At 43.4% G+C, this 22,336-nt stretch carries 24 protein-coding genes and 3 pseudogenes; 10 read left to right on the top strand and 17 right to left on the bottom strand.

Annotated elements, in window-relative coordinates:
- Window positions 1–119 precede the first annotated feature (119 nt).
- Together F6K53_RS16985 and F6K53_RS16980 are read right to left on the bottom strand one after the other, a co-directional pair.
- Entirely contained in the window at window positions 120–872 is a 753-nt protein-coding gene (locus F6K53_RS16985; protein ID WP_293069614.1) for an ADP-ribosylglycohydrolase family protein, read from the bottom strand.
- A gap of 269 nt (window positions 873–1,141) precedes the next feature.
- Window positions 1,142–1,378, bottom strand: coding sequence for an ADP-ribosylglycohydrolase family protein (locus F6K53_RS16980; RefSeq protein ID WP_364303384.1), 237 nt, complete (start codon window positions 1,376–1,378; stop codon window positions 1,142–1,144).
- A gap of 129 nt (window positions 1,379–1,507) precedes the next feature.
- On the opposite strand from F6K53_RS16980, the gene F6K53_RS16975 reads away from it, so the two are divergent.
- Complete coding sequence (locus F6K53_RS16975; protein WP_293069612.1) at window positions 1,508–3,430, top strand: family 10 glycosylhydrolase; 1,923 nt, start codon at window positions 1,508–1,510, stop codon at window positions 3,428–3,430.
- 277 nt (window positions 3,431–3,707) lie between these two features.
- Here F6K53_RS16975 and F6K53_RS16970 read toward each other — a convergent pair whose 3' ends face one another.
- From F6K53_RS16970 to F6K53_RS16950, 5 genes are all read right to left on the bottom strand, one after another.
- A complete protein-coding gene (locus tag F6K53_RS16970) occupies window positions 3,708–4,259 on the bottom strand; it encodes an SDR family oxidoreductase (protein WP_293069610.1) in 552 nt (183 codons plus the stop codon).
- Window positions 4,260–4,284: 25 nt separating this feature from the next.
- Window positions 4,285–4,689: a cupin domain-containing protein gene (locus tag F6K53_RS16965; RefSeq protein ID WP_293041961.1), complete on the bottom strand. Its 405-nt coding sequence runs from the start codon at window positions 4,687–4,689 to the stop codon at window positions 4,285–4,287.
- A 57-nt stretch (window positions 4,690–4,746) separates the two neighbouring features.
- The gene (locus F6K53_RS16960; protein WP_293069608.1) at window positions 4,747–5,484 is read right to left on the bottom strand and encodes a methyltransferase; all 738 of its coding nucleotides are present in this window, start codon (window positions 5,482–5,484) and stop codon (window positions 4,747–4,749) included.
- Between the two features lie 246 nt (window positions 5,485–5,730).
- The gene (locus F6K53_RS16955) at window positions 5,731–6,483 is read right to left on the bottom strand and encodes a formyltransferase family protein (RefSeq protein WP_293069606.1); all 753 of its coding nucleotides are present in this window, start codon (window positions 6,481–6,483) and stop codon (window positions 5,731–5,733) included.
- A 148-nt stretch (window positions 6,484–6,631) separates the two neighbouring features.
- Window positions 6,632–7,777, bottom strand: coding sequence for a TauD/TfdA family dioxygenase (locus tag F6K53_RS16950; protein ID WP_293069604.1), 1,146 nt, complete (start codon window positions 7,775–7,777; stop codon window positions 6,632–6,634).
- Window positions 7,778–8,080: 303 nt separating this feature from the next.
- Between F6K53_RS16950 and F6K53_RS16945 the strand changes: the two genes are divergently transcribed.
- From F6K53_RS16945 to F6K53_RS16930, 4 genes and pseudogenes are all read left to right on the top strand, one after another.
- Window positions 8,081–8,287 (top strand): transposase family protein, encoded by a 207-nt coding sequence (locus F6K53_RS16945; RefSeq protein WP_293069602.1) that lies wholly within the window; start codon window positions 8,081–8,083, stop codon window positions 8,285–8,287.
- Between the two features lie 72 nt (window positions 8,288–8,359).
- Window positions 8,360–8,884: an ISAs1 family transposase gene (locus tag F6K53_RS16940; protein WP_293069600.1), complete on the top strand. Its 525-nt coding sequence runs from the start codon at window positions 8,360–8,362 to the stop codon at window positions 8,882–8,884.
- Entirely contained in the window at window positions 8,881–9,042 is a 162-nt protein-coding gene (locus F6K53_RS16935; RefSeq protein WP_293069598.1) for a hypothetical protein, read from the top strand. Before F6K53_RS16940 ends, F6K53_RS16935 begins: the two co-directional genes overlap by 4 nt.
- Window positions 9,042–9,168: pseudogene (locus F6K53_RS16930) on the top strand (ISAs1 family transposase); the annotation flags it as partial. The gene F6K53_RS16935 and the pseudogene F6K53_RS16930, both read left to right, overlap by 1 nt.
- A 990-nt stretch (window positions 9,169–10,158) precedes the next feature.
- Here the strand turns inward: F6K53_RS16930 and F6K53_RS16925 are convergent.
- From F6K53_RS16925 to F6K53_RS16910, 4 genes and pseudogenes are all read right to left on the bottom strand, one after another.
- Complete coding sequence (locus F6K53_RS16925; RefSeq protein WP_293069596.1) at window positions 10,159–10,854, bottom strand: hypothetical protein; 696 nt, start codon at window positions 10,852–10,854, stop codon at window positions 10,159–10,161.
- 66 nt (window positions 10,855–10,920) lie between these two features.
- The gene (locus F6K53_RS16920; RefSeq protein WP_008179339.1) at window positions 10,921–11,556 is read right to left on the bottom strand and encodes a class I SAM-dependent methyltransferase; all 636 of its coding nucleotides are present in this window, start codon (window positions 11,554–11,556) and stop codon (window positions 10,921–10,923) included.
- Between the two features lie 65 nt (window positions 11,557–11,621).
- Window positions 11,622–11,967: pseudogene (locus F6K53_RS16915) on the bottom strand (IS1 family transposase); the annotation flags it as partial.
- Complete coding sequence (locus F6K53_RS16910) at window positions 11,933–12,196, bottom strand: hypothetical protein (protein ID WP_293028420.1); 264 nt, start codon at window positions 12,194–12,196, stop codon at window positions 11,933–11,935. The pseudogene F6K53_RS16915 and the gene F6K53_RS16910, both read right to left, overlap by 35 nt.
- A gap of 266 nt (window positions 12,197–12,462) precedes the next feature.
- Between F6K53_RS16910 and F6K53_RS16905 the strand changes: the two genes are divergently transcribed.
- Window positions 12,463–12,621: a hypothetical protein gene (locus tag F6K53_RS16905; RefSeq protein ID WP_293069594.1), complete on the top strand. Its 159-nt coding sequence runs from the start codon at window positions 12,463–12,465 to the stop codon at window positions 12,619–12,621.
- Here the strand turns inward: F6K53_RS16905 and F6K53_RS16900 are convergent.
- The 5 genes and pseudogenes from F6K53_RS16900 to yidD all read right to left on the bottom strand — a co-directional run.
- Complete coding sequence (locus tag F6K53_RS16900; RefSeq protein WP_293069592.1) at window positions 12,604–14,145, bottom strand: site-2 protease family protein; 1,542 nt, start codon at window positions 14,143–14,145, stop codon at window positions 12,604–12,606. The genes F6K53_RS16905 and F6K53_RS16900 overlap by 18 nt on opposite strands.
- 2 nt (window positions 14,146–14,147) lie before the next feature.
- Window positions 14,148–15,086, bottom strand: a complete 939-nt coding sequence (gene murQ / locus F6K53_RS16895) for an N-acetylmuramic acid 6-phosphate etherase (RefSeq protein WP_293059956.1) — start codon at window positions 15,084–15,086, stop codon at window positions 14,148–14,150.
- Between the two features lie 162 nt (window positions 15,087–15,248).
- Entirely contained in the window at window positions 15,249–15,620 is a 372-nt protein-coding gene (locus tag F6K53_RS16890; RefSeq protein WP_364303389.1) for a DUF3110 domain-containing protein, read from the bottom strand.
- Between the two features lie 286 nt (window positions 15,621–15,906).
- Window positions 15,907–16,617, bottom strand: a complete 711-nt coding sequence (locus F6K53_RS16885; RefSeq protein WP_293069590.1) for a M15 family metallopeptidase — start codon at window positions 16,615–16,617, stop codon at window positions 15,907–15,909.
- Between the two features lie 158 nt (window positions 16,618–16,775).
- Window positions 16,776–16,982, bottom strand: a pseudogene (gene yidD, locus F6K53_RS16880) (membrane protein insertion efficiency factor YidD); the annotation flags it as partial.
- 62 nt (window positions 16,983–17,044) lie between these two features.
- Here yidD and F6K53_RS16875 point away from each other — a divergent pair.
- The 3 genes from F6K53_RS16875 to F6K53_RS16865 all read left to right on the top strand — a co-directional run bounded on the left by F6K53_RS16875 (window position 17,045) and on the right by F6K53_RS16865 (window position 20,082).
- Window positions 17,045–17,752 (top strand): diacylglycerol/polyprenol kinase family protein, encoded by a 708-nt coding sequence (locus F6K53_RS16875; RefSeq protein ID WP_293041996.1) that lies wholly within the window; start codon window positions 17,045–17,047, stop codon window positions 17,750–17,752.
- A gap of 97 nt (window positions 17,753–17,849) precedes the next feature.
- Entirely contained in the window at window positions 17,850–18,536 is a 687-nt protein-coding gene (locus F6K53_RS16870) for a glutathione S-transferase family protein (RefSeq protein WP_293069587.1), read from the top strand.
- Window positions 18,537–18,735: 199 nt separating this feature from the next.
- Complete coding sequence (locus F6K53_RS16865; RefSeq protein WP_293069585.1) at window positions 18,736–20,082, top strand: transposase; 1,347 nt, start codon at window positions 18,736–18,738, stop codon at window positions 20,080–20,082.
- A gap of 336 nt (window positions 20,083–20,418) precedes the next feature.
- Here the strand turns inward: F6K53_RS16865 and F6K53_RS16860 are convergent, their stop codons facing one another.
- Window positions 20,419–20,568, bottom strand: a complete 150-nt coding sequence (locus F6K53_RS16860; RefSeq protein WP_198954255.1) for a hypothetical protein — start codon at window positions 20,566–20,568, stop codon at window positions 20,419–20,421.
- A 371-nt stretch (window positions 20,569–20,939) separates the two neighbouring features.
- Between F6K53_RS16860 and F6K53_RS16855 the strand changes: the two genes are divergently transcribed.
- Window positions 20,940–22,292: a nicotinate phosphoribosyltransferase gene (locus F6K53_RS16855; RefSeq protein WP_293069583.1), complete on the top strand. Its 1,353-nt coding sequence runs from the start codon at window positions 20,940–20,942 to the stop codon at window positions 22,290–22,292.
- Window positions 22,293–22,336 lie beyond the last annotated feature (44 nt).

The raw sequence follows: 22,336 nt of genomic DNA, 5'->3' as shown, positions 1-22,336 counted from the left end.
ATCCTCCCTACTGCTGGCGGAAGGGTGGGAGGGGGGAAGTAAATTGAATGTACTTCATAAGTATGAGAAACGCTATAACTGTTGATATAACTTACTTGATATCACTTAATTGATATAACTTAAGCGCGTTGAGCCAGGGCAAATAGTTGGTCAGCTGTGGACTCAATCAGCTCCCGTTTAACCAGTCGGGAACGCCAAGATTCTGGTATCCCTTGGTCTCCATAAAATGCCCCTGCCAATTGTCCGTAAACTGCCCCGGTGGTATCAGCATCATCACCTAAGTTGACGGCTAACAGACAGCCTTCCCGAAACGAGCTACTGTGCTCAAAGGCCCATAAAGCGGCTTCTAAGGATTTCACTACATAACCTGTCCCCTTAATTTCTGGCGGCTGGCGGTATTTGAAGGATCCTGTGGCAATTTCGTTTATTTCCCCAACCATTGGGTTTTCTTGCCAGTATTGAGGAATGGGGCAATAGAGTTCCGAAAGCAGTTCTTCTTTGCTTACTCCATTAACTGCTCCGACTAGCAGGGCCCCCAAGTAGCGACAGGCATCGACAGCGGTTGCTACTCCATGAGTAGTGCGTGAACTATCACCAGACTTCTCGATCGCTTCTTTTGGTTTTTTAGCATAAAACAAAGGCACAGGAGCCAAGCGCATGATAGACCCATTACCAGCACTACGGGGAGCTGTGGACCCACAGTAAGGGTTTTGGGTGATTTGAAACTGCTGCAAGGCTTGGGATACTGTGTTTCCAATATCAAAACACTGACCTGTGCTACTTAGATAACCTTCTCGGTACCATCGCAGATACTGCTGTAATTGATCAACTGGATCAAACCCCTGTTGCTCAATCAAACTATGGGGTGACATACTCCCACACTGACTCTTTGAGTTCAGTGTGGGCTTCTTACCAACTCCACCCAACGGTATCGGCTTTCGCCGACGCTGCGCGAACGGATACTCGGTAAGCTTTATTAACGACACGGGATGCCCCTCCGCGCCGGAACAATACAATAAGTTGTATTTTTGATTAGTAGGTGGCTGACAAACCAGCATTTAAGGCCTTTGGCCACGCTTCGCGAACGGCTTTGTTTATCAGTAAATATATTATAGCAATTTTTTAATACCCTGTGCAAAATTCATCCCACACCTATGCTACGCATATTTGTGTGGGGCTTCTTTTGCCGGACAGCTAAACACAGAGCCATGGATGTATCATCAGTCCAGTAGCCAGGCTTTAAACCAAAAGGCCCACCACCCACCATATCTTCAATCGGGGTGAAGGAGCCTGGTGCCTTAAACTCTAAAGTAGTACCGACTGCATCCCCGACAGCCAATCCTAAGAGACTGCCACGGTAACGGTTAATTAGCTCCATATTAGCTCCATTGGATAATTCCTCTTCTAATCCATAACCTCTGCTAATCTAGTGTCGTGTTCTTTGCATCTTCGCGGTTAATCACAATCCTGATTAACCTAACACCCTCACCCGGAGCTTGTTCAACCAATGAAACCGTTACTCAAACTCTGGCCTATAGCCTTGGTAAATAGACTGGTTTCCTTTCAGCAAACCATTAAACATCAGGGTTGGTGGATTTTGCTATTTGTGATCGGGATGATAATTCCTCTATGGCAGCTTTCCCCATCCTACGCCAGTAGCACCTTTAAAGATGTCCCAGAGAATTATTGGGCTCAACCGTGTATCACTAAATTAGCACAACAAAATATTATCAGGGGTTACCCAGATGGTACCTTTAAACCGAATGCTCCGATCACCAGAGCTGAGTTTGCTGCACTGCTTCTGAAGGCTTTCCCTAGTGCTCCTCAAGTGCGCAGTGACCAAAAATTCGTAGATGTACCAACTAATTACTGGGCTAATCAGGCTATTCGTAATGCTGATAAAACGGGATTTTTGGCTGGCTATCCTGGTAGAGTTTTCCGCCCTAAGCAAAATATCCCTCGTGTCCAAGCGTTAGTATCTTTAGCTAGTGGATTGAAGTATAAACCGGTTAACCCTTCCCTAGAGACTTTAAAGGAAGCGTTTACTGATGCTACGGCAATTCCGAACTATGCTCAAAATGCGATCGCAGCAGCTACGGAAAATCAGATTGTGGTCAATCCCCCTAATGTGAAGCAATTCAAACCTAACCAACAAGCTAGTCGAGCTGAGGTAGCTGCTTTTTTGTGCCAAGCTACCCAAACCACTGGATTGATTCCTAATCAATACATTGCTAAGGTTGAGCCACCAACTCCTGGTTCTACTGAAGCGGAGTTAAGAGGGGTATGGCTGACAAATATTGATAGTGAGGTACTGTTGTCTAATAGAGCAGTAACGGATAGCCTACAAAAACTTAAGGAGCTCAACTTTAACACGGTATATCCTACAGTGTGGAATTGGGGTTATACACTATATCCGTCTCAAGTAGCTAAACGGGTAGTGGGACTGGAAGCACGAATATCGACGGAGTTAGAAAAAGACTTATTTGACCCAAAGAAGGGGGTACAGGGAGGACGAGATGTTCTCAAAGAGATTGTCGAGGTGGGACATGAAAATGGTTTGAGAGTTATTCCCTGGTTTGAATTTGGCTTCAAAGCACCTTCCTATTCTGAATTAGCCAAACGCCACCCAGATTGGCTGACCCAAACCAAAGATGGGGTCAAGACTCAAACTACTAAAGGATTAGAACCAGAGGATGAAAGACTACAAGAGATTGTTTGGCTCAATCCTTTTAAACCAGAGGTACAGCAATTTATTCAAGATTTAGTTATCGAAGTTGTCAGCAACTATGATGTTGATGGTATCCAATTCGATGACCACTTTGGCTTGCCAGTGACCTTTGGTTACGATGATTTCACAGTAGAATTGTACAAAAAAGAACACCAAGGTAAATCTCCCCCCACTGACCCAAAGGATGAGGAATGGGTACGCTGGCGAGCCAACAAAATTACGGATTTCCTAACCAAGCTGTTTAGAGCAGTTAAAGACAGTGTTGAAGACAGTAACAATGATGTGATTATTTCCCTATCTCCCAATCCCCAGCGTTTTTCTTACCAATTCTTTTTAGCTGACTGGGCAACTTGGGAACAACGGGGTTTAGTAGAGGAACTAATTGTCCAGATTTATCGAGATAATTTCAGCACTTTCATCTCGGAATTAGACCAGACAGAACTCAAAAGAGCACGGAGTCATATTCCGGTAGGAATTGGTATTTTAAGTGGTCTCAGAACTCGTTTAGTTCCGGTATCACAAATTCAGCGGCAAGTGGATGCTGTCCGACTGCGGGGATTTGCTGGTGTGTCGTTTTTCTTCTATGAAACCTTGTTGAATATGAGTGATGAACCAGCTTCTAAGCGTCAGAGAGGTTTTGAGGTCATGTTTCCTGAATTTGTGAAAGCACCAGATATAGAGGATTGGAAGAAATCCAATTGAGGCGTTGCTGAATTGAAGTATGAATGCGCGATCGTCTGATTTTGGTAATGGCACCATTATCCCCCAACGTTGGGGGAATTTAATTTACTTTTCTCCCCCAGGATTGGGGTTCAGGGGACACAATCATACCCATAATTAGCAACCCCGCTCATACTTCAGACATACCTTACGCTGCATTTACTGAGGATGATTTTGGATATGTTCGACTATAGGAATATGTTGGTATAAACACTCTTTTCTATCAGTTTACTACAATTTAATTATTTTTCGGAGATGTCTAATAGGCTAGTATGCCATCAGCAGCGAAGTTACGAGCAATACTTTTAGTTAAGTTACTCAATGCTGCTTTGGAGGCTGCATAGTGCATATACTCTGGGGTGTCACCACGATGAGCTGCACGACTAGAGATGTTAACAATAATTCCTCCTCCCTTGGACTTAAAGTGTTCTATTGCCCGTCTGGTGATGGAACTAACAGCAATCAAGTTAACCTGAAGAGTTTCGATCCATTTCTCTTCCCAGACTGAGGGATTATCATCCAAGCTGAGTTCGGTCATGATGGCGGCATTATTGACAACACCATCCAGGGAATATCCCAGATTAAGAATTTCCTCCACTAATTCTTGTCCTGCTTGGGGCTGGGATAAATCTTTTTGAATGACAACACAATCAGTTTTTGCTTCGGAGGCTAACTTCTGGGCTTGCTCAACATGAGAATTACAGTGGAGCACAACTCGCGCTTCTGAAGCAATAAGACATTGGGCAATGGAGTAGCCGATTCCAGTTACCGCTCCTGTTACCAGAAATGTTTTTTCTGCGATCTTGATCATTGCATTAGTTCCATTAGGTTAAGATTCAGGATTTCTGGCTAGGAAAGAAATCTGGTTTCCAATCTGCAGGCACTTCTCCCACTTCATTCTTAAAATCATGAAAGCTGTTTGGCGAAGAAATGGCTATAAAGTGTAGGTCATTGCTTGATTCATTCCTAATTTGATGCAGCGCTCCCGGAGATATTAGTATGCCATCACCCGAATTAAGAACATGTGTTGTGTTCTCAATTACTATAGATGCTTCACCCTCAAGTATAAAGAAAAACTGTTGGGCAACTTCGTGGTAATGTTCTACTCCCCTGCTGTTGGGAGGCATAATTTCCTGTGCAACGGTTAAATTGTCATTGGCTAATAAATGCCATCCTTGACAGCCAGTTCCCCATTGAAAATTTTCGGCAGTAGCTTTATTGATATTTGCGTGGTTTGACATTGCTTTTTTATCTTAAATCGAAAGTTACTTTAGCATGAGCAAAACTTAGGAGTTTACTCATGCTTTCTTGGCACGGATAAAATATAACTGCTGATAGAGATTGCCCTCTTGTTCTAGAAAGGGGGAGGGTTCTCCTTCTAGATCTGCTAGTTTTTGATAGCTTTGGACAAACTCTGTGTGATAGTTAGCTAAGGCAACATTAATTCTGTGGACAACAGCCCAATTGGCATCACCCCGCTCTTCCCAGTTAATACAATAGTCTAAAGGATTGTCACTATCGCTTTGAATTCCTTTTCCCCAGTATTTTTCCATTAACCTATGGGTTAGTCTGGGGCCATTTTTACTGGTGGCGATGAAGAGAATTTCCCCTCCTGGTGCCAGGTAGGAACTACCTTGGGTAATTAAAGTGTCCATTACTAGCCTGCCGCGATCGCCATTGCGGTTCCATTCTTCACCCCGAAATTGGTCAGCAAACTTCAGCCTTGCTTGCAATTTTTCCTCCGTATCAGGTAGTGCTGGCGGGTTGCTATAAATGCGATCAACTTTCCCTTCAATCTCTCGATTCCCTTGAATTGCAGCAAAGCAGTTAGACTCAAAACTTTGGAAATCCTTTGGGTTAAGACCATTCAATTCCCAATTGCTTCCTTGCAGGGTAACGGCATAAGGGTTTAATTCCGTGCCAATTACCTGAGCTGCACCACCTTTTCCGGCGACTATGCCAAACATGCCTAAGCCACCAGCAAAATCCATCACCACCTTGCCCCTACAATCATCAGCAGCTACTAGCTCACACATTGTGAGGGAAAATAGTGAAGAAGGTGTCCAAGCATTAGGATGGGTTTCTAGTAAAATATCTAAGTCATTACTGAGATGATATTTGACAATCGTGCCCGCCTCTAAAGACTGATAATCAATGTTACTGTCCGAATCGTAGGTAATAATTGTTTTTTTTGCACATAAATCTTTGTCTGTTTATAAATTTAGCTCGGGAGTTTTCATGAATTCTATTTGTACTCGGTAAAGCTACACTAATTGGAAAGTTTAAACTGTTTTTTCTAGGAAATAATATGCTAGGATTTCGAAAATTTCACTGTAAGAAAATAGTTCTATTCCCAAATCCTCCATTTGATTAACTTCTTGGTAAGTGGGAGTACGATAATATGTTCTTTTACTAAGATCCTGTTTTCCCTCCCAAGAAAAAGGAAAAGAATATCCTTGAGCTAACTCATCGATGTATTCTAAAAAGATTTGGGCACCTTTTTTGTAAATCAAACATAAATTTTTTAGATAGCTGTAGTTTTTATTAAGATCTACAGAGTAAGCTCCTATGATGCTACCTGTATCAATTCCTTCCTCAACAATATGTAAAGTTCCGTAAAGAGATTTTCCTTCAGCCATATCCCACAAGGAACACCACACGCCAGCACGTTCAGGAAGTTTTGATGAGTGAATATTGAAAATCTTCCCCACACCATACTCACTTGCTACTTTAATAATTTCTGAACTGATGATTAGATTGTTCCTTAAAGACAAACTAATGTAAGGTTCATGTTCTTGATAAATAGCAATAATTTTATCCTGTTCTTCTCTGTTTTTAGTACTTTTGATGCGATATAATTCGCATTCGTACTGTCTCGCCAGTTGATTGAATGTCATCAAATGGCATTTTTTATTGCCTAGATTTTTTTCAATGCAAGGAAAAACTATGTTACGGATATAATCTTTAGTCAAAAAATTAAACTTAGACAATTTTTCGACTTGGCTTTCTGCTTTTCTCGATACTTTTTGTGACAAAAATATATTAATTTTAAAGTTTCTCTCAAAAAAGGAAGCAAATAATTTAGAACTCTATTAGCGATAATATCTTCGTTACAAAAAATAATCATATTTTTATGCTGATTATTCTTGTCCCTTTCTTGCCTAAAATTGTGTTCAAAATTATTCATATTATTCTTGTCATTACTTGTCTATTAATATCCTCGCTTCTGAGTTTACTCTCTAAGTTTTCTGGATAGTTATCGGGACTAAGGTGAGCAAGTTTAGATAGAATGTCTCTTTGTGTTTTCCAGGCCAATTCATCTTGTAAATACGCCTCAAAACTTTGGCTTGTAACCACCTTTTCTAGTTTTTTGTGTCCAGTAAAATAAATTCCCTGGTCGAGGGGATTGGCAGTATTATTATCGAAAGTCCAACGCAGAACTTTTCTAATCTTGGTTTCGGAGTTAGTAAATCCTTCTCTACCATGAAAAGCGACTAAGTTTGCCAGCACTAAACTTTCCCTAAGTTCTTCTAGCAAAACGCTTGTGTAATTCTCTGGATTTTTATTAAAATTCCAGATCCAATCCATTGCTATTTTCGTCAGGGCGTTTTTACACTTATAGTCAACATCGCCATCGGCGCGATAACCCGTTGTAATGCATCTTTTTTCCTTATGGTAATTAATAATTGGTTTACTAAGATGACCATCCGTTCCTTCCCTAAAAAAGGTAACAGCATCTGCTTCTTTTAAAACAGCTAGATAAGGCAAAGGAATAGCATTTAAAAGATGCTGTCCACTCGCCACACGAGTTTCCCCTCCTGATTGAGCATTTTGTAGGACTGTAAACACCACCCAATCAGGAACGACTTTTAAGAATGTGCCGTCTTGATGGACTTCTAGATGACCGTTGTATTTATTACCCTTAACACGATCAGCTAGATTGGCCATCATCAAAACATCATTTTCTTTAAAATCAACGCCATAGTCAGCGAACACTTTTCTGGCTAAAGCATTCTCATTTGATTCTATTTTGCCAGAATTACTATAGGGTTGTCGCACTTGTTTCCCGAGCAATAAATGCAACTGATTTCGCCATTCCTTAAAACGTCGATTATCTAATAACGCATCATTTTCGTGAGTACGGAGAACAAAAAAACCATATAGATGTGTCAATAGCTGCACGTCCCGGCGAATTCCATCATCTGAAAGCTTTCCCCTAGCAGGAATCTGAATAGTTAAATCTTTTTTTGTTAATTTCCTGGGTTGATATAAAAAATCGTAATTGTTCTTTACAAAATTCCATTTCTTGATGTAATCCTCTAGAGCCATTGTTATTCCCTTGACATTCCTAACATTAAGATTTTTTATATTTCAATTTTTCTCTTGATGTTGAGAGGCTTTAACTACAGCCTTAGCTTTAACTACAGCCTTAATAGTATCATCATTTGCCTTTATTTCAATTATTTCTCTTGTAACTTTAACAGGGTAATCGCATTTTGTTTGGTATAAATTGTACTTGACAAAAACCAAGATATGTAATGTAACTAATTTTTGCCGTTGCCTCTGTCTTACAGACGCGCCAGCGGTTAACCATTAGATAAGCAAAAATTTAGATTTCACGGGTTTGGTCTGATGGCTATTGGTTTTGGCAAACCCGTTGTTAACCCAATCCAGGAGCGGGAGGTTGAGATCCTCAAAAAGAGTGTGCTCAATCATTTTGAGCATCTCTTGGTACCCCGGGTCGGCTCCAGAAGGGTACATAATCTGGTCGGGATTGTCTCCATTGCAATTTTGGCAGTGATTGCGGGAGCGGATGGGTTTGTGGCTATCGAAACCTAAGGCACACGCAAAACTTGAGTGGCCCCAAGACATTTTTAGATTTGCCCAACGGGATACCATCCCACGATACCAATGGTCGTGTATTTGGCCTTCAAGATCCCCAGGAACTCGAAACTTGCTTGCCTTTGTTGGGTGCGCAGCATCACCGAAAGCTTAGATATTCAACTCATTCATATTGACGGCAAGACAGCCATTGGCTCAATTGACCGGGAGAACCACCTCAAAGCGCAGCGAGCGTGTGAGCGCCGGTCGCGGTGTGAACATCAGCTGGTGTTGGCACAACAAAAAGTTGAGAGCAAATCTAATGAAATTACAGCGGTACCACTGCTACTGAAATTGCTTAACCTCTTTGGAGCGGTCGTGACTCTTGATGCCATGGGCACTCAAACCGACATTGCCCGACAAATTAAGGAAGCCGGTGGGGAGTATGTCCTGGCGCTCAAGGGCAACCAGGGCAAGCCCCCTCAGCAGGTGGAAGAGTGGTTTGCGCGAGGCCTATTACCAGAACTGGCAAGGGTAGAAATTGAGTTACCACGCGCGCGGTCGAGGCCGGGCATCACCGCCATTAAACCCGTCAGGTGTGGGCGGTGCCTGTGAGTCAACTACCCCCGTTGCATCGGCAAACACACCTGGCTTGCTTTAACCAGCGTGGTGATGGTGAAGCGAAGGCGACAGTTATGGAACATGCGCCACGACACAGACTCAGTTTTACCTCAGTGCCAAAGAACCAGATGGCCAGCAACACAACCGGGTGATTCGCTCCCATTGGGGTGTTGAAAATGGTCTACAAAGTGTCCTGGATGTCACTTTTAATGAAGATGCCAGTCGGGTTCGCCAGGGCTATGAGAAGCGAAAATCTAGGGCTGTTGCGCCGCCTGAGTGTTAACCTGCGTGGATCGCGAACCCTCCCGCGCCTTGTCGGAAAATGAAGCGTTATAGGGCGGGGATGGATAATGACTCTATCATCAAAATCCTGGCCGCCAGTGCGGCGAAGTGATGCATTTTTTGAGGGTGATGCAAGATTGTTGAGGAGCCATAAAAGGAGGTGATGGGCTGAATCTATTAACCGAAGCCGGTTAGGCTCCAGGAGTGTTTACTAACACTCCTGGTACAAACAAACGAGATCTTAAAACTTTTATCAGGGTATAATCAGCAATTCTACAGTCAAATTTTAGGTCAGGTTACTGTATTTTTAGAACTCTACTAAGATGCGATTACCCTGGTAACTTTAACAGATTGGTGTCACCTGTCAACATAAGATTTTATTAACTTTATAAAGTTTTGTTGATTTAAGTAACAAAAACACTTTAGCCCACCGCTACGGGGAGGGTGCATCTAATTTTTGCTGGGGGGGCGACATGAATGGCCAGGGTAAGCGCAAGAAAAAATTGCCCATAATGTGCATTGGCTGGATCTCGGTTGCTCGTGGCTCGAAACCCCTATAATCTCGTCGAACTGTACTCGCAATAGAGTTAATTTGTTGAGAATGACGTGGTTTTTTTCTCAATAAGCTACGGCTTATTGATTCTTGCGCTTACCCTGCATGAATGGCTATAAAGCTGACAGAACAAGCGCGGGTTGACTGACAAAACTAATCAACCACGTACTGGTACGTTTGTATTTTGAATTCCAGTCGATAGTCGTTTATCCTGAAGGGGTGACATGGAAGCTAGAATGTAGCCAAAATAAGGGACCTAGCTCTTATACCTCGTAAATAATACTCCAGTTTATTGGGATTTTACTTCATTAACTCCTTCACCAAATCCCAACACGACTCCATAAAACTCACCCAAGTTTGACCATATAAGCTGACGGGGCGACAAGCGCCCCGTCAGGAAAACGACTGTAATATTTACTTTATCAAAAGTCTCTCAAACCAACACTAATAAAGACTCGAAATTATTCAATTTCTTAGCTTCATTATTATTAGCATATCCATAGACGCGAGGAAGTTGCTTCGTGCTTAAAAGTACTTTTCTGACCTCAGAGTTGGATACATTACTTAGATTCCTGCCAGAAAGAAGGGCAGTAATGGCAGCTATCCCCAATGCCTGACCAACACCAGCATTGAATTCCACAATTCTACCAGCGGATGAAGCCAACCCTTGAAACCCAGAACCAGGACTGACAACAGCTAAATTAGTAACTGCTTTAATTTGGGGATGCTGGATGCCTATGTTGAAAATTGGCTTACTAAAACTTACACTTTTAAACCCGTTCTCAGAGGCTCTGGTACCAAGACCTTCGATACCCCCGCGCACATCAAAATGATAGCCAAAGGTTCCTAAAGCGCACCAATTGGGTGTGCCACCTAAGAGCATTTGGGATCCATAGAGAGGGTCTACTACACCAGTAATATTGCCTGCATGGAAGATATTATAAAGCTCAGATGCAGGCTTAACGGCTTTCGCTCCGATACCTTTGAGCCAAGTTTCCACGAAATTCATCTCTTCGAGAATCTTAGCAGAGGGTTTAGCACCTCCTTGAGCTAATTCCTCTGCTTCAGTGCCATTGACCTTACAGAGGAGGGCATTCCAGGACAGCCTACCCCCTGGAAGAATTGCCACATTTCCTTTTAATTTTCCAGGTGGGATATTTTCTCCTTAAGCAGACAAACGGTAATCTTAGCCTGATCAGTACTTATTTGCTACAACGAGATAGCTACCATAGATTGACATCAACGGAAAATGCCAACCTAAATACTGGGATACCCTACCTGATCCATATAATTTAACTCCTGAGAATCCATGCATTTGCAATCTCAATCGCAGAACTTCTGGAAAATGCTGAGTTAAATGGCTGACACCGTAAACTGACATTCCAATGATTTTATTTTTTATGTAATTAGGATTGGGAGTGGTAAGCAACAGCCTTCCGCCAATCTTCAACACTCTTTGGAATTCACATAATGTTTTATCTACATCGGCAGGATACAGGTGTTCAAGAAACTCACCAGCAGTAATCACATCAAAAAATCGATCTTCCATAGGTATGTCTGTTGAAAGACCATAGACTTTTTGTGAATAGCACTCAGGCAAAACATCTAATCTTTCTTGTACACAATCAAGACCAAATAATGTCAGGTTCGGGTTCAACTCCTTAAAACGTAATCCACCTCTACCCGTATTGCAACCTACGTCAAGAATCTTTACAGCTCCTTTCTGAAAAAAACTGAAGAACTGTTCGTACCTTTTCAAGGTAAAAGGGTCGTGTTCTGAACGATTTTGTTGAACATTCTGAACTTCGTACTTCTTATGCAGATTGACCATGTTTCCTTCTCCAATTCAACATAGAAATGACTAAACTCCAAAGCGTTACTGAATTACCGGATGAATCAGGGATAGACAGGTATGTGCCTCGGTGGCACCGGCACCTCCCAAAACTTCAGGTAATGCACTAACAGTCCGATCGAATGCTTCAGCATTTCTATTGACTTCGAGTCACACAAAGTCTTGGGATGTAGCCGAGCCAGATAGTGCCTCAATCGAGTGAAATCACCCTAGACTCGGGTCATATACAACGGGTTGACGATATCTGGTCACCATCGATGGATGTAGTTGGGATACACATTGAAACCATCTGTAACATAGAAGAAACACTCCCACAAACCCTTCGTACGCCCACACCAGTTCAAAGGTCATTGTACTACGCTCTCCGATTCCGTAAGCTAGAATACCAGTCAATAGTCAGTTTCTCGGGTTTCTTTTTCCCAGGTGGTGTTAAAGCCAGTAGCAGGTCGAGTTGTAGTCTAGTTAAGACCTCCACCGCCGCAGAGTGAGGAGCATTTCGCTGTAGAGCTGACGGCTGACGGCTGACGGCTGAATGCTTACGTTGAAATCCCTGGTAAGCGAGTTTAATTAAGGTCTCAGGGAGAAGTGTACATTGGTTAATTTGGGAAGTAGATTGCATAGTGAGACTTAAATTAAATGAGGTAGACAAGTTTGGGATTTTAGGGAATAGCAATACATCGCTTTTTTACCATTATTCCAAAATTTGCTCATTGTGTGTAACTAGGATTAACTAATGTTGAAGTTTCCCCCAAGAAGCATGTAAATCTCAATCTAACCTACACCCAACGCCTATGGTAAACAACCTAACAACCTTGGCCAAAAGGCCACGCGCTTCGCAGCAAAGCGGGACTTCGTCCATCGCGTTCAACCTTCAACCTAACAACCTTGGCCAAAAGGCCACGCGCTTCGCAGCAAAGCGGGACTTCGTCCATCGCGTTCAACCTTCAACCTAACAACCTTCAACCTAACAACCTTCAACCTTCAACCTTGGCCAAAAGGCCACGCAATCGCGTTCAACCCTTGAAATTAACCCCCAATTCCTAGCCTTCCTGCCAAAGCTGAATTAATGGGAATCAGAGTTGCGACCATTAAAAATAATGCCAATAACCCCCACAATGCTCGAGTATCATCGAGTTCGGTAATTTCATTGAGGCTAGGACGTTCTAAACTCCGCTGCAAGAACAAAATCAAGATTCCCCAGTACAAAATGATGGGATTGGCTGGATTGATTAAGGCCAGAATCCCCAAAATTACTAAGGTGGCAATGGTAGTAAGTCGAGCAGTTTTGCGTCCGTAGATAGCTTGGACAATTCGCCCACCATCGAGTTGTCCTGCTGGCATTAGGTTCAAAGCTGTTATGGTTAAACCTAGCCAACCGACAATGGTGAGAGGGTGAACATCCACTAAAGACTCTTGGAGAGCACTACCGAGCACTAACTTTGCCAGCCCTCCGACTAAAATTGACTCTTGGAAGAATTCCGCTGGCACCTGAAAGGCACTGCCTTGATGAGAAAGGAATAATCCCGCCATCAGCATCAGTAGAGACACTACACCACCTACGGCTGGTCCAGCTATAGAAATATCAAATAATACTTTTCGATTTGGTAATAAGGATTCAAAGCGAACCATAGCACCAAATGAGCCGATTTGCAAGCTGGGCAGGAAAAAGGGTATGCTGAGGCGAATGTCGTGAGCTTTGGCTTGCCACCAGTGACCGAGTTCATGGGTAATCAGAACTATCCAAATTCCGATGGTAATCGGTAAGGCTTCCCGAAACCGTTGGGGTTCACTGAATAAATCAAAGTCAAGCAGTAACCCAGATACTTCTAAAGTGGTGAAAAATGTGGCAATTACCAGAACCAGGGCTAATATTTTTTGCGCAACTGTAGTGGTTCGTGGGTCATTGGTACTGGGCAAGACAATGACAACTGGTTTCCCTTCTGGATTATCGACTAAAAATAGCCGATAGCGATCGCTTAATTTTTCCTTTAGATTAGCTGACAAACGAGAATGTACAACTTCTGCATCGTTTCCCCGCAGATTGCCTGTAAAAATTGCCCCTTCCTGATATTTTATAGTTTCCGTCGCAAAGAAGGTATCAATCCCAAAAATCTCTTTAATCAGTTGTAGGTCTTCATCAGGAATTGTAGCTACTCCGATCCTGGTAGTATTCGGACCCTCGGATACGGCAGTTAAATTGTTGTAAGCTGCAGTATCTTGCTCCTCAGACTTTTGGGCATCTTTGCTTTGTTGTTGATCCTCGAACAGTTTGGTGGCACGCTCCCGCCAAACCTCATCTTGACCTGCTGCACGTAAGAGCCTGCCCAAGTAGATGTATAGGCCGGTGGAAGCGAGTAGCAGAAATAGGATCCCAACGATATTCAGGTAAATTCCGATGCTGACTAAGCCAAAGAATAATAGCCAGGGCAGTGTCAAGACTACTGACTGTAACCAGGCTAAAATTCCCAGCTTGCCGTAAGAACGAGCGCGGTTATAGCCCCAACCTAGAACACCAAGGGCTACGAGTATGATTACCAAAGTGACAGTAGTCTGTGATCCGTTAAACATTATCAATTCAATTTTGATGGAGTACTAGTTTGTTTCCAACTTTGGAGAGCGGCTCTGAGATCACTTTGGTTTTGCTGTAGGAAGCTGGCTCCCTCTACTTGGTCTAATCCTGTCCAGTACATTAGTAGCGCTAGTTTTACCTGGCGTCCACTGCGCTCTAGTAAGTGAGCGCAGTCTTCTCGGCTGAGGTTGGTCAGGTCTTTGAGGATGCGCAGGGCTCGGTCATGAAGTTTCTTGTTGGTCACTGCCACATCTACCATGCGATTGCCGTAGACTTTGCCAAGCTTTACCATGGCTCCAGTGGAAAGGATATTCAAGGCCATTTTAGTGACAGTACCGGCTTTGAGGCGAGTAGAGCCAGCTAGGATTTCCGGACCAACTAGCAGCCGAATATCGATATCAGCATCAATACTGACCTGTTCAGGGGGGACACAAGCGATCGCAATAGTGGTTGCGCCCCGCCGTCGTGCCTCTTGGAGTGCGCCGTGGACAAAGGGTGTGGTACCACCTGCGGTAATGCCTACCACCACATCTAGGTCATGTACCCGGCGATGGGCGATCGCTTTTGCACCATCTTCCCGTCGGTCTTCCAAATCTTCAGAACTCCGCACCAATGCCCCTGCTCCTCCAGCAATGATCCCTTGGACTAGGTCTGGGGGTGTACAAAAGGTGGGGGGACATTCGGCAGCATCGAGGACTCCCAAGCGTCCACTGGTACCAGCCCCCACGTAGAAGAGGCATCCTCCTTGACGCAATGCCTTTGCTGTGCAGTCAATGGCTTGAGCTAGCTGGCTACGAGCTGCTGCGATCGCATCTAGGGTTTTGGTATCTTCTTGATTAAATAGATCGACTAACTCTAGGGATGTCAGCTGGTCAAGGTTCTGACTATTGGGATTAATCTGTTCGGTCAGTAGATGTCCCCGTTGTTCTAAATTTTGCATTATTTATTTAGTCATTGGTTGAAGGTTGAAGGTTATTTGGTTGAAGGTTGAACCGTTGACGGTTGTTCGCCTTTGCCGATTCGGTGTCTGGTAGGTTGTTTGGTTGTTTGGTTTACCGGTCAAGGGGGACAGTTAAAAAGTATTCCTCAAATTTTTATCAGTTTACAATAAATTTTCCAACTGACGGCGAATGCGGTCTAGCTCTGATATTTCTGGTTCTTCGGTTTTCTTGACGTCAGGTTGCCAATCAGTCTTTTCTAGATTTGTTTCCGGTGGCATGGCCAACATTCCTTCAGTAACCAACTCCGAGTCATAACCAGCCGATTGGCAAAACTCTTCAATCTCTTCTAGATCGATAGCTTCCACGGTTGCTGTTGGGAAATCCTGGGCTTCGAGCAATAAAGCAAAGCGGGTAGCATCGTCTTCCTCTTCAAACATCAATACCGTTTGCTTATCGCCAATTTGGATGGTGTGAATTCCCTCGTTTTCTGTCCGGGCATTAAATAAAAGGACGTATACTTGCTTAGGTGCCATCATAAATCTTATATAACCTTAAGTAATCGTTATTTTTTAATTGTTTTTATAGGATATCTGATACCATTTTGCTTTAATGCCAGGGAGAGATAGCAGGAGGGCCAAGAGAGGCAAGAGGGGCAATAAAAAATGGTCTATTTGTAGCATTCTTTGAGCTACTTGATTAACAATTCCACTACAATGCCACTGCTAAACCATCTTAGCAGCAACTGAGCTATCACCACGCTCCCCACTTAGCACGCTCCCCACTTAGGACTGACCGACTCTCCGACTCAGTACTCAGGACTCAACATGCTCCGCACTCAACACCACCATATCGTGCGATCAAGGTATTGGTTGAATCTTCTTGATTGCGCAGCCAAGCCCACATTTGGTCTCCGAGGCAAAAATGCCACCACTCTCTAGGATGACACCGGAACCCAGCCGAGTACATTAAATTTTTTAACAGCTGTCGATTGTGATGATAAGGCAAGTCTTGTTGATTGGCGTAATAATCGGGATGGGAGCGTGGTGAGACTTCATCAATCTCAGAGCCCATATCAATGGTTTCACCGGTAGCATCGACCAGGGTAATATCTAACGCACCACCTGTACTGTGAGGGGGTGGAGTCATAGGGTTAGAGCTGGGTACTGCCCAAAATTGATAGACTTGTTCCCAAATGGCTTGCTGTTGTTTTTCCGATAGGGTGCTTGGGTTGAGTTGTTGTGCCTGAACTACTTGGGCAAAGGTATGGTCAACCATGAATTGTTGGACTTCCACCGGTCGATAGCCATCAAAAATCTGGATGCGCCAACCTGGATGCTGCTGTTGGAGTTGGCTTTGAGCCACAAAGAGTGCTTCTATCACACTCTGGCGCAGATAATAAGGGGAAGCTTTACCATAAGGTGCCCCCAGTTTTTGGTAGGGATGAGGGGTACGAGCGGCAAATTGTTCTAAGGGAATGGGGATGAGGGGTTCTCCACACTCTACAATTGGGATTTGCTGATAAGGTTTCATAAGTTATAGCAGTTATCAGTTTTTTCAGCATACTCAAACCACAAGAGTCACTACTTCTTCTCTGTTCCCTGTTCCCTGTTCCCTGTTTCCTGTTCCCTGTTCCCTGTTCCCTGTTCAACACTTCTAGATTTATCGCTATTACCATTAGGATAAACGTCAGGCACGGGATCATAACCTCCTGGATAGAGAGGATGACACCGTAGAATACGCCGAATGCCTAGCAAACCGCCCCGAAAGACACCAAACCGCTCAATGGCTTGGATAGCATACTGGGAACAGGTTGGTTGAAAGCGACAGACTGGGGGAAATAGGGGGGAAATAAACGCTCGATAGCCTCGAATTAGCCAAATAAGTAAAAATTTCATGTAATGGTCACCCCATCTAATACAGTAATAAATAAGTTTTACAGTATGCTGCCATCAGATCCTTGTTTAATTCTGTACCCTCGATAGAATCAATACCAACCCTATGGCTGCAAATTGCACTGATTGCTGTCGGTCTCGGTGCGATTGTGCTGCTGGCGGAAACACTACATCAGCGCACCGCCCGGGATTCAGAAATTACCCGTAAAATTGTTCACATTGGCACGGGTAACGTGATTTTAGTGGCTTGGTGGCTACAAATACCTGCCTGGGTAGGTATTTTGGCCTCAGTTATCGCTGGTGCGATCGCTCTTTTGTCCTATTACATTCCTATTTTGCCTGGTATTAACAGCGTTGGGCGCAAAAGCCTAGGCACTTTCTTCTATGCTGTCAGTATTGGTGTCGTGATTGCCTGGTTTTGGCCATTACAACAATTCCAGTATGCCGCTATTGGTATTTTAGTGATGGCATGGGGAGATGGACTGGCAGGACTGATTGGTCAGAAATTTGGTCAACATCCCTATCAGGCTTGGGGGATGCAAAAAAGCTGGGAAGGGTCTGGAACCATGGCGGTAACTAGCTATGTAGTCAGTAGCCTGATCCTTTTCGCTGTTCAAGGTAATGTCTGGCAAACCTGGTTGATGTCAATTGCGATCGCATTCTTTGCCACAGTCTTAGAAGCCTTCTCCAAGTTCGGTATTGATAATCTCACAGTTCCTATCGGTAGTGCAGCAGTAGGGTTCTTTTTAAGTCAAATCCTCACCTTGGGTTAAAGGGTTCTTGAAATAGATCAGTTTATGAGCTTGTGCTTGAAAGTAGATATTAAACTAAGAATAAATCAAACGTTGATAGGAATGGAGAGTTGATTCAATGTTAAAGTTTTACAAAAATCCCATGTCCAACAATGCCCGACGGGTATGGATTGCTTTATTAGAAAAACAGATTGAGTTTGAGCCTGTTGAAATAAAATTAGATGGTGATCAATTTACGCCAGAATTTATTGAAATCAATCCTTTTCATCACGTTCCAGTCCTAATCGATGATGGATTTAAAGTGATAGAATCCTTAGCCATCTTAGATTATTTAGAAGCTAAATATCCAACTCCTGCTCTGATGCCCACTGATCCTCAAGCTATTGCTACAGTGAGGATGATAGAACTGGTCAATGTCAATGAGCTTGCTCCTGCTATCGTAACATTTATGCGCCATAACTTGGAGATTGAAGTAGAAGCAAAAAAATTAGAACAAGCTCAAAAACAAGTTGCCACAGTGATGAAATTTTATAGCGAAAAATTGGGCGATCAAAACTATTTTGTAGAAGGGCAATTTACGGTAGCCGATATTGTCGCCGGTTTGTCGGTATATTTTCTCAGCAAGATCGGCGTTTCTTTAGCTGACTATCCCTCAGTCCAAAATTGGCAAACAGCTTTACAGCAACGGGAAAGTTGGCAGCAAGTTCAACCAACACCAGAAGAGTTTGAACAGAACGTGAGACGCATTCGCCCACCTGGCCGTAGGCCACGCTACGCGAACGTTCAGGTTTTAAAGTTACCGTAAGAAGAGTAGAGCCTTTATGGTTGGTCGGCTATGTATAAAAGGTTGAAACTTTTGTAGTAAGGCTCTACTCTTCTAAGGTTTCGTCTCCATGGTTAGTCCACGCTAATAACAATAGCCAAAAACCTGGAACATCAATCAATCTATTGTCGTCTCCATTTTTGGATGCTAAAATGTTAAATATCAATCTTATTATAGACCAGTGAAAACGCCGACCAAAGTCATCAGAACTGACAAATGGAAACTTAATCCGTCTTCCGAACAAAAAGCCTTGTTTGCGGAGACGGTCAAAGTTTATCGTCAGGCTTGTAGGTACTTGGTTGGCATTATTTATACTGATTGGTCTGAGCTTGGTGGATTGACAGCAGATCAGTTAACTCCTGCTGTCGAAAAGTTAATGCATGAAACAGCCAAGCGTCCAAATATCAAATATCCACAATTCAATAAAGCTTTTTACAAATTTCCTAGCTATTACCGTCGAGCTGCAATTGCATTTGCGGCTGGACAGGTTAGTAGCTTTGTTACTCGATATCGGGAATGGCAATCTGGTAACAGAAAAAAGAGAGATAGTAAGCCGCCAAGACTAAATGGTGATGCTGGCTGCTATCCTGCTTTGTACAAAGGACAGTGTTACAAGCTGCATGGTTTCGACCAAGTAGAAATCAAAGTTTTTGATGGCAAAAACTGGGTCTGGACTATGGTTCAAATCACCGTTTTAAGAGAGCGCCACCAGGTGACTACAAACAAAATGATGTCTCCGTCGTTGATTTTCAATGATAGGTGCTGCCATCTGTCTGTTCCATTCACTTGTAAGCCAGAAAAACGCAAACCAGAGGCTAATGTTACTGCGGTAGATTTAGGTATAAACACTACGGCTACCGTAGCAGTCGTAACCCATGACGGCACTGTAATCCATCGTGATTTTATTCACCTTGGAAGAGACATAGACCGCAGGGATAAACGACTAAAATCCGTATCTGTACGAGCATCTAAAACTATGGGTAAAGGCGGCAAACTTCACAAGGGTTTCTGCTCTAAAACCTATAAAAAATGCCAAAGAATCAACAACCAAATCAGCCACATAGTTTCTAAGCGAATTGTTGAGATGGCTGAGAAATTTAACTCTGAAGCGATCGTATTTGAGAATCTTAAAGGATGGAAGCCGAAGGGTGGACGAAAGCGGTCTAATCTAAGGCAAAGATTCCACGGTTGGCTTAAAGCAAAGATTCGTGATTTTACGGAAATGAAATGGGCTGAATTAGGTGGCAGAGTAATAGAGGTTGTTGCTGCCTATACTTCAAAGTTGGCTTTTGATGGCTCTGGTACGGTCAAACGAAATTCCCAAAAATACTCCTTGGCAACCTTCCCTTCAGGTAAGCGGTTTAATGCAGATTTAAACGGTGCTTACAACATCGGTGCCAGAGGCGTGTTTAAACTCACTCGCAGAAATGGCGAGGAGGGTCGTTCCAGCAAAAGATCTCGACGACCGCCTAGAAGCTGGGCTTGTCTATGTGACCTGTGGACGCTTCGTAGTTCCAGGTTAGCATAGGACACCACCACCTCGTTCAGATGGTGGAAGCTTCATATGTTTAAAGCAAAGGTGAAAGCAATTTTGTCACGGTAAACCACTAGAAAATTGGCAACGCCTGAGTTAACGGGAGTAGGGAGTAGGGAGTAGGGAGTAGGGAGTTATGAGAACCGCTAAATTACCACATGACCTACATCACAGTGTTCGCTCCCAGCTTAAATCATCCCACCAATAGGCAACCCCACATTAGCTTTAGGGGCGCACGCTGTGCGCCCCTAAGGGTGTTGTGTATTCCAGCAAGAACCACTATAACTAGCGTTCAAATTCTAGCTAAAATCGAAGAATTTACCGAAGAATTTACCAAGATGCCTCTTTCTGCTCAAAGGGGTCACCGCTAAAGGGTTGAACACCAATAGCAGGATAAATGTCATCATTAGGACCAAAAATCCTAGCTACTGCTTCAGAAAGATATTGAATACTGCTTTCCAATAGTTTGTAAAAACCCATAAAATTGCTCTCCTGAATTAGTTGAGTTAGAGTTGAAAACAGCAGTGGCTATAATTAGCGCGAACCGATACTTTTTATGGTGGTTCACAATTACTGCCATGCTGTACTCAAATTGCTGTTCTCAAATTATTGAGTCTTAACTGTGAGTACAGACTGAAAAAGATTTCTGTCTGGTGTACTTTATCTTATCGAGGATTATCGATTCAGTGCCAGGGTTAGTAATATTTGTTTGGTAATATTTGCAATACTTTTCTCAAGCTTGACTAATCACTAAGATTTGTTTGGTAATTTTGAGATGCTTGTTAACAAATCTGTACCTATTTAAAGTTCCTTTACCTTATGTTAAACATTACTACTTAAACACTACTACCATGAATGATAAACACCAGGAATTAATACCTACACCTGAGGACTATAGCTTATTAACTGACCTGTATCAGCTGACCATGACAGCCTGTTATAGTGGTGAAGGCTTAGCCCAAAAACCAGCTTCCTTTGAACTATTTGCGCGACGTTTACCTAATGGCTTTGGTTACTTGATTGCTATGGGACTCGCCCAGGTACTCGACTACCTGGAACAGTTTCGCTTTAGTCCCCAGGCACTAGAAGCATTACAACAGACAGAAATTTTTCAGGGAGCACCGGAACAGTTTTGGTCACTCTTAGCAGAAGGAAGCTTCACCGGTGATGTCTGGGCAGTGCCTGAGGGAACAGCAATGTTTGCTAATGAACCGTTGTTGCGGGTGGATGCTCCTCTGTGGCAAGCACAGATAGTAGAAACTTACCTACTCAATACAATTAACTATCAAACCTTGATTGCCACTAAGGCAGCACGGCTAAGAGATGTGGCGGGGGCCGAGGCTACCTTACTAGAATTTGGCACTCGACGAGCCTTTAGTCCTCAGGCATCCTTGTGGGCAGCACGAGCAGCTATAGCAGGTGGGTTGGATGGCACATCTAATGTATTAGCAGCCCTGAAATTAGGATGTCAGCCTAAAGGAACCATGGCTCATGCTTTGGTCATGGCGATCACAGCAGTATCTGGAAGTGAGCAGGATGCTTTTACGGCCTTTTATCGCTATTTTCCCAATGCTCCCTTATTAATAGATACCTATGATACAGTAGCAGCCGCTAAAAGTCTGGCTCAACGAATCGCAGCTGGAGAAATCCAAGTGACTGGAGTACGTTTGGATTCTGGGGATTTAGTCACCTTGTCCCAAAAAGTGCGATCGCATTTACCCAATGTCTCAATTTTTGCCAGTGGGGATTTAGACGAGTATGAAATAGCCAGACTCAAACAGGCTGGTGCTTGTATCGACGGTTATGGACTCGGAACTCGCCTAGTCACTGGAAACCCAGTCAATGGAGTCTACAAATTAGTAGAAATTGATGGCATTCCCACCATGAAACAGTCCAGTAGCAAAGTCACCTATCCAGGACGCAAGCAAATCTATCGCCAATTTCACCAAGATACAGTGATCAAAGACCGGCTAGGATTAATGGCTGAATCCTGCCAAGATCATGAACAACCCCTGCTCGAACAAGTCATCAAACAAGGTCAACGACTCAAGCCACCAGAATCCTTAGACACCATCCAAAAACGCACAGCTGCCTCTGTTGCCAGTCTTGCCACGTCAACCCGACAACTTCATCAGCCAAGCCCACTACCTGTAGAAATTTCTGATGCCCTACAACAGCTCACCATAGCTACCTCCAAAAGGTAACCTGTCACATTAATCAATAACTTAGATTGAATGCCAACTGCTCT

The organism is Moorena sp. SIO4A1 (genome assembly GCF_010672065.1).
Taxonomy (GTDB): Bacteria; Cyanobacteriota; Cyanobacteriia; order Cyanobacteriales; family Coleofasciculaceae; genus Moorena.
This window is presented reverse-complemented; position numbering and strand designations above follow the sequence as displayed.

Bases quoted from the DNA above. Each gene is read 5' to 3' on its own strand.
- F6K53_RS16940 (WP_293069600.1), top strand. From the start codon at position 8,360: ATGGTCGTGTATTTGGCCTTCAAGATCCCCAGGAACTCGAAACTTGCT.
- F6K53_RS16985 (WP_293069614.1), bottom strand. From the start codon at position 872: ATGTCACCCCATAGTTTGATTGAGCAACAGGGGTTTGATCCAGTTGAT.
- F6K53_RS16890 (WP_364303389.1), bottom strand. From the start codon at position 15,620: ATGGCACCTAAGCAAGTATACGTCCTTTTATTTAATGCCCGGACAGAA.
- F6K53_RS16885 (WP_293069590.1), bottom strand. From the start codon at position 16,617: ATGAAACCTTATCAGCAAATCCCAATTGTAGAGTGTGGAGAACCCCTC.
- F6K53_RS16970 (WP_293069610.1), bottom strand. From the start codon at position 4,259: ATGATCAAGATCGCAGAAAAAACATTTCTGGTAACAGGAGCGGTAACT.
- murQ (WP_293059956.1), bottom strand. From the start codon at position 15,086: ATGCAAAATTTAGAACAACGGGGACATCTACTGACCGAACAGATTAAT.
- F6K53_RS16910 (WP_293028420.1), bottom strand. From the start codon at position 12,196: ATGCAATCTACTTCCCAAATTAACCAATGTACACTTCTCCCTGAGACC.
- F6K53_RS16980 (WP_364303384.1), bottom strand. From the start codon at position 1,378: ATGGAGCTAATTAACCGTTACCGTGGCAGTCTCTTAGGATTGGCTGTC.
- F6K53_RS16975 (WP_293069612.1), top strand. From the start codon at position 1,508: ATGAAACCGTTACTCAAACTCTGGCCTATAGCCTTGGTAAATAGACTG.
- F6K53_RS16920 (WP_008179339.1), bottom strand. From the start codon at position 11,556: ATGGTCAATCTGCATAAGAAGTACGAAGTTCAGAATGTTCAACAAAAT.
- F6K53_RS16960 (WP_293069608.1), bottom strand. From the start codon at position 5,484: ATGTGTGAGCTAGTAGCTGCTGATGATTGTAGGGGCAAGGTGGTGATG.
- F6K53_RS16855 (WP_293069583.1), top strand. From the start codon at position 20,940: ATGAATGATAAACACCAGGAATTAATACCTACACCTGAGGACTATAGC.
- F6K53_RS16945 (WP_293069602.1), top strand. From the start codon at position 8,081: ATGGCTATTGGTTTTGGCAAACCCGTTGTTAACCCAATCCAGGAGCGG.
- F6K53_RS16950 (WP_293069604.1), bottom strand. From the start codon at position 7,777: ATGGCTCTAGAGGATTACATCAAGAAATGGAATTTTGTAAAGAACAAT.
- F6K53_RS16870 (WP_293069587.1), top strand. From the start codon at position 17,850: ATGTTAAAGTTTTACAAAAATCCCATGTCCAACAATGCCCGACGGGTA.
- F6K53_RS16965 (WP_293041961.1), bottom strand. From the start codon at position 4,689: ATGTCAAACCACGCAAATATCAATAAAGCTACTGCCGAAAATTTTCAA.
- F6K53_RS16900 (WP_293069592.1), bottom strand. From the start codon at position 14,145: ATGTTTAACGGATCACAGACTACTGTCACTTTGGTAATCATACTCGTA.
- F6K53_RS16860 (WP_198954255.1), bottom strand. From the start codon at position 20,568: ATGGGTTTTTACAAACTATTGGAAAGCAGTATTCAATATCTTTCTGAA.